The following is a 3,967-nucleotide window of genomic DNA, read 5'->3' as shown; positions in this document are numbered from 1 at the left end:
CCTGACGAGGGCATTTGCCCCTGCAGGGTTCCAGCCAACCTTCAAGGTCGACTAACTCGACCGCCCCTGGGCACGCCGGGTTTTGCGATACGGTATATCTAACTTACATCGCAGAACGCGGCGGAGCCCGGGCGCTTTCGCTTAGGACGCTGTCATGAACACGCAGGTCGTACCCCTGGTCGAGCTTCGCGCCGCAACCAAAAAATTCCCCGGCGTGATCGCGCTAGATGCCGTTGATTTCGACCTGAGAAGGGGCGAAGTCCATGTGTTGCTCGGTGAAAACGGAGCCGGAAAGTCCACCCTTATCAATATCCTGGCTGGTAGCTTCCCGCCAACTGCGGGCGAGTATGTCTTGAACGGTACCGCTGTGGCCGGCCTGACGCCGCACCGGGCTCGGCTGTTGGGGATCAGCCCGGTGTTTCAGGAATTCTCGCTGGCGCCGGAGTTGACCGTCATGCAGAACATGTTTCTCGGCAGGGAAATTCGGCGCCTGGGATTTCTCGACAAACCCGCGATGCAAGCCAGGGCCGCAGAGGTGCTTGGCGACCTCGGATTTGAGATCGACACCAAAGCGAAGGTCGGCGATCTGTCGCGCGCAAGGCAGCAGATGGTCGAGATCGCCAAGGCACTGTTGCAGGAGGTTCAGGTGCTCATCCTGGACGAGCCGACAGCATCTCTTACTGATGCCGAAGCAGACAAGCTTTTCGAGGTTGTCCGGCGCCTCAGGGCGGATGGTTGCGGAATTATCTATGTGTCGCACCGAATGGCGGAAATCCGAACGATCGGTGATCGGGTGACCGTACTGCGCGACGGTCAGAAGATCGGCACCGTCGCCTGCGCGGATACAAGCGACGAAATCATGATCGAGATGATGACCGGCCGTAAGATCGAAGCGATGTTCCCGGAGATCTCCCATTCACCGGGCAAGGTGGCGCTTCAGGTCGAAGGCCTGTCCTCGGCCTGCGGTAGCGTCAAGGAAATCTCGCTGGATTTGCGCCATGGAGAAATCGTGGGCATCGCCGGGTTGGTCGGCAGCGGCAAATCCGAAGTGGCACGTCTGATATTCGGGCTCGATGAGGTTGCCTCTGGCAGTATTCGTCACTCGGGGGGAGAGGATATACCGAACCCCTCTCCCCGCCGGATGCTGCAAAATGGGGTTTGCTACTTTCCTTCGGACCGCGTCGGCGAGGGATTGGCCATGGATCGCCCGATCCGTGAGAACGCGACCATGGCGGCGTTGGATACAGCGGCTTTCAATCGCCGTGGCTTTGTGCGGAAAAAGCGAGAAGCGTCAGCGGCCAGTCACGTCGCGGACAAGTTTTCGCTTCGGCCGTTGGATGTCGAAAGCAAGGTCGAAGCGCTGTCAGGCGGCAATCGGCAGAAGGTGATGCTGTCGCGTGGCATCCTGCGCGACGTTGATATCTTTCTCTTTGACGAGCCGACAGTGGGTGTCGATGTCGGGGCAAAAGCGCAGATCTACGGCATAATCAAAGATCTGGTTGCCGACGGTGCAGCGGTGCTGCTGATTTCATCCGAGCTTCCCGAGATCACGCATCTGTGCAACCGGACCTACGTCATGCGCCTTGGTGAAATCGTCGCCGAACTTCGCGGTGGTGATGTCACCGAGAACAACATCCTGAACGCGATATTTGATGACCGGACACGGTCTCGGCACGAAGATGGGGTGCCAGCATGAAATTCGATGGTCTTATCCGCAGATCGAACAACCTGCTTAGGCGGGTAGGATTTCTGCCACTCATGGTGCTTCTGGCAGTTGTCTTGTTCAGTTTGGCCGAGCCCAGGTTCCTTCGACAGGCTAATCTGATCAACGTCATGCGGGGCACCGGATTTCTCGTTTTGGTCGCGTGTGGTCAGATGCTGGTGCTGATCGTGGGCGGTTTCGACCTTTCGGTTGGCGCGGTGGTGGCCTTGTCCAGCGTGGTCAGCGCCTTGACCATGGTCGGTCTGGGGGCAGACGGAGCGATGGCAGTCTGGATGGTTATCGCTCTGGGGTTTGCGGCAGGAATTTCCGCGGGCCTTGCCGTCGGCCTGATCAACGGTCTGTGCGTCAACTATCTCAAGGTCTCACCCTTCATGGTGACACTTGGCACGATGTCCATTGCGGCCGGCGTTGCGCTATATGTGTCGGCGGGGGCGCCAATCTACGGATTGCCAGAGGAGTTCACGCAAATCTTTGGCCGCTACCGTTTCTTCGACCTGCCCTTGGTCGTCTACGCGGCCGCCGCCATGGTTGCCGTTCTCTGGGTCGTGATGAACAAGACGGTGTTCGGCCTCTATGTTTACGCGATCGGAGGCGATCCGGCCGCAGCGCGCAACTCTGGAATTTCGGCCTCTGCGGTTCTGATCTCCTGCTACGTCCTCTGCGGTATGCTGGCCGGCTTGACCGGGCTTCTCCTGACCGCGCGAATTGGGTCGGGCGAAGCTACGCTTGGCAGCGCCCTGATGCTGGAGAGCATCGCGGCATCGGTCATTGGCGGTGTTTCACTGCGTGGCGGTGTCGGCCGTGTCGGAAATGTCGTTCTCGGAGCATTTGTTCTCGTTCTGGTGTCCAACGCGATGAACCTCATGCGTGTGGACAGCAAGATTCAAACGGTTGTCGTCGGCATTGTACTGATCGCTGCGGTTGCGGTCGATGCATGGCGGCAAAGGGTAAGACAGCGGAAGGTGGCATGATGCGGAATTCAAGCTCGGGCTCCTGGCCGCTTCAATCACTTGATCGCAGAAGGCTGATGCAGATGATCGGCAGCAGCATCATGCCGTTGATCATAGCGTCGTTGGCGCTGATCTTTGGAACTCTCGAGCCTCGTTTTTTCTCGCTGCAAAACTTCGGCAATATCCTGATCCAGTCGAGCTTTCTGATCGTCCTGGCTGTTGCCCAGATGTTTGCGTTGATCGTTCGCGGGTTCGATCTGTCCATGGGTCAGGTGATTTCGATGATCAGTGTGGCCAGCGCGTTGACCATGGCACATCTGGTCAGCGTGATGCCCGATGCTCCGGTGATGGCGGTTATGATCGGGCTCTTCTTTGGGCTGTCCATCGGGCTCGTCGCCGGCCTGATCAATGGCTTCAATATCGCGATCCTGGGCGTTCACCCGTTTGTGGCCACTCTGGGGATGCTGGGGATAAGCCAAGGCATCGCGTCGACGATTTCCGGCGGATTTCCGGTGTTTGGAGTGCCGGATGTTCTTGCCAAGACGTTTCTTCATAGCGATTTTCTTGGAGTCCCTATTCCGATCGCAATGACCATTCTTGTATGTGCAGTTGCCGCCATTGTTCTGAACCGATCCGTGTTTGGCCGGATGCTCTATCTGGTGGGATCAAATCCTCGGGCGGCTGACGCGGCTGGCATTCCCACAAAACGCGTGCTTGTCGGCGCTTTCGTGTCCTGTTCGTTGGTAACGGCGATTGCGGCGTTGATGCTCACCGCGCGCACCGGGTCCGGTGAGCCGTTGATGGGTGGCGGCCTCATGCTTCAGGCAATTGCTGCCGCAGTCATCGGCGGTGTTTCGCTGCGAGGCGGCGAGGGGAAGGTTATGCACTGCGTGATCGGAGGCGTGTTCATCACCATGCTGTCGAACGGCATGAACATGGTTCGGGTCGAAGGCTACTTCCAGATGATCGTTTTGGGCGTCGTCGTGATCACCGGTGTCTTCATTGACCGGCTAAGGCATCGATAACTTGAACAAACTCGTGGAGAAAAGAGTGGCTTTTGACGTTTGCATAGATATCGGAGGCACGTTCACGGACTGCCTCGTAGCTGACAAGAACGGTGAAATCTCGATCTTCAAGGCACCGACAACCCCGGGCGAGTTCGAACAGGGGTTCATGGATGTCCTCAAAGTTGCGGCAGAGGGTTATGGCCTTCATGCGAAAAACTTCATCGAACAAATTTCACTTATCGTGCACGGCTCGACAGTTTCAACCAATGCGTTGGTCGAAAGAAAGA

Annotated in this window: 4 protein-coding genes; all 4 read left to right on the top strand. The window is 57.7% G+C overall.

The window, feature by feature from the left end; genetic code table 11:
- The first annotated feature begins 154 nt into the window (after positions 1 to 154).
- Complete coding sequence (locus tag A3764_RS11840; protein ID WP_067267624.1) at positions 155 to 1,696, top strand: sugar ABC transporter ATP-binding protein; 1,542 nt, start codon at positions 155 to 157, stop codon at positions 1,694 to 1,696.
- Positions 1,693 to 2,694 carry an ABC transporter permease gene (locus tag A3764_RS11835; RefSeq protein WP_067267626.1) on the top strand — a complete coding sequence of 334 codons (1,002 nt, stop codon included), beginning with the start codon at positions 1,693 to 1,695 and terminating at the stop codon, positions 2,692 to 2,694. The genes A3764_RS11840 and A3764_RS11835 overlap by 4 nt, the downstream gene beginning before the upstream one ends.
- A gap of 62 nt (positions 2,695 to 2,756) precedes the next feature.
- The gene (locus A3764_RS11830) at positions 2,757 to 3,698 is read left to right on the top strand and encodes an ABC transporter permease (RefSeq protein ID WP_197471008.1); all 942 of its coding nucleotides are present in this window, start codon (positions 2,757 to 2,759) and stop codon (positions 3,696 to 3,698) included.
- Between the two features lies 1 nt (position 3,699).
- The coding region (locus tag A3764_RS11825) for a hydantoinase/oxoprolinase N-terminal domain-containing protein (RefSeq protein WP_330220520.1) at positions 3,700 to 3,967 on the top strand (268 nt) is incomplete at its 3' end.

The sequence above is a fragment of the Sulfitobacter sp. HI0129 genome (assembly GCF_001635395.1).
In the GTDB taxonomy this organism is placed as follows: domain Bacteria; phylum Pseudomonadota; class Alphaproteobacteria; order Rhodobacterales; family Rhodobacteraceae; genus Sulfitobacter.
The sequence above is the reverse complement of the archived record's forward strand: the minus strand, read 5'-3'. Positions and strand labels throughout refer to the sequence as shown.

What these genes read in the sequence shown, in the direction of transcription:
- A3764_RS11830 (WP_197471008.1), top strand. Translation starts at nt 2,757, where the DNA reads ATGATCGGCAGCAGCATCATGCCGTTGATCATAGCGTCGTTGGCGCTG.
- A3764_RS11840 (WP_067267624.1), top strand. Translation starts at nt 155, where the DNA reads ATGAACACGCAGGTCGTACCCCTGGTCGAGCTTCGCGCCGCAACCAAA.
- A3764_RS11835 (WP_067267626.1), top strand. Translation starts at nt 1,693, where the DNA reads ATGAAATTCGATGGTCTTATCCGCAGATCGAACAACCTGCTTAGGCGG.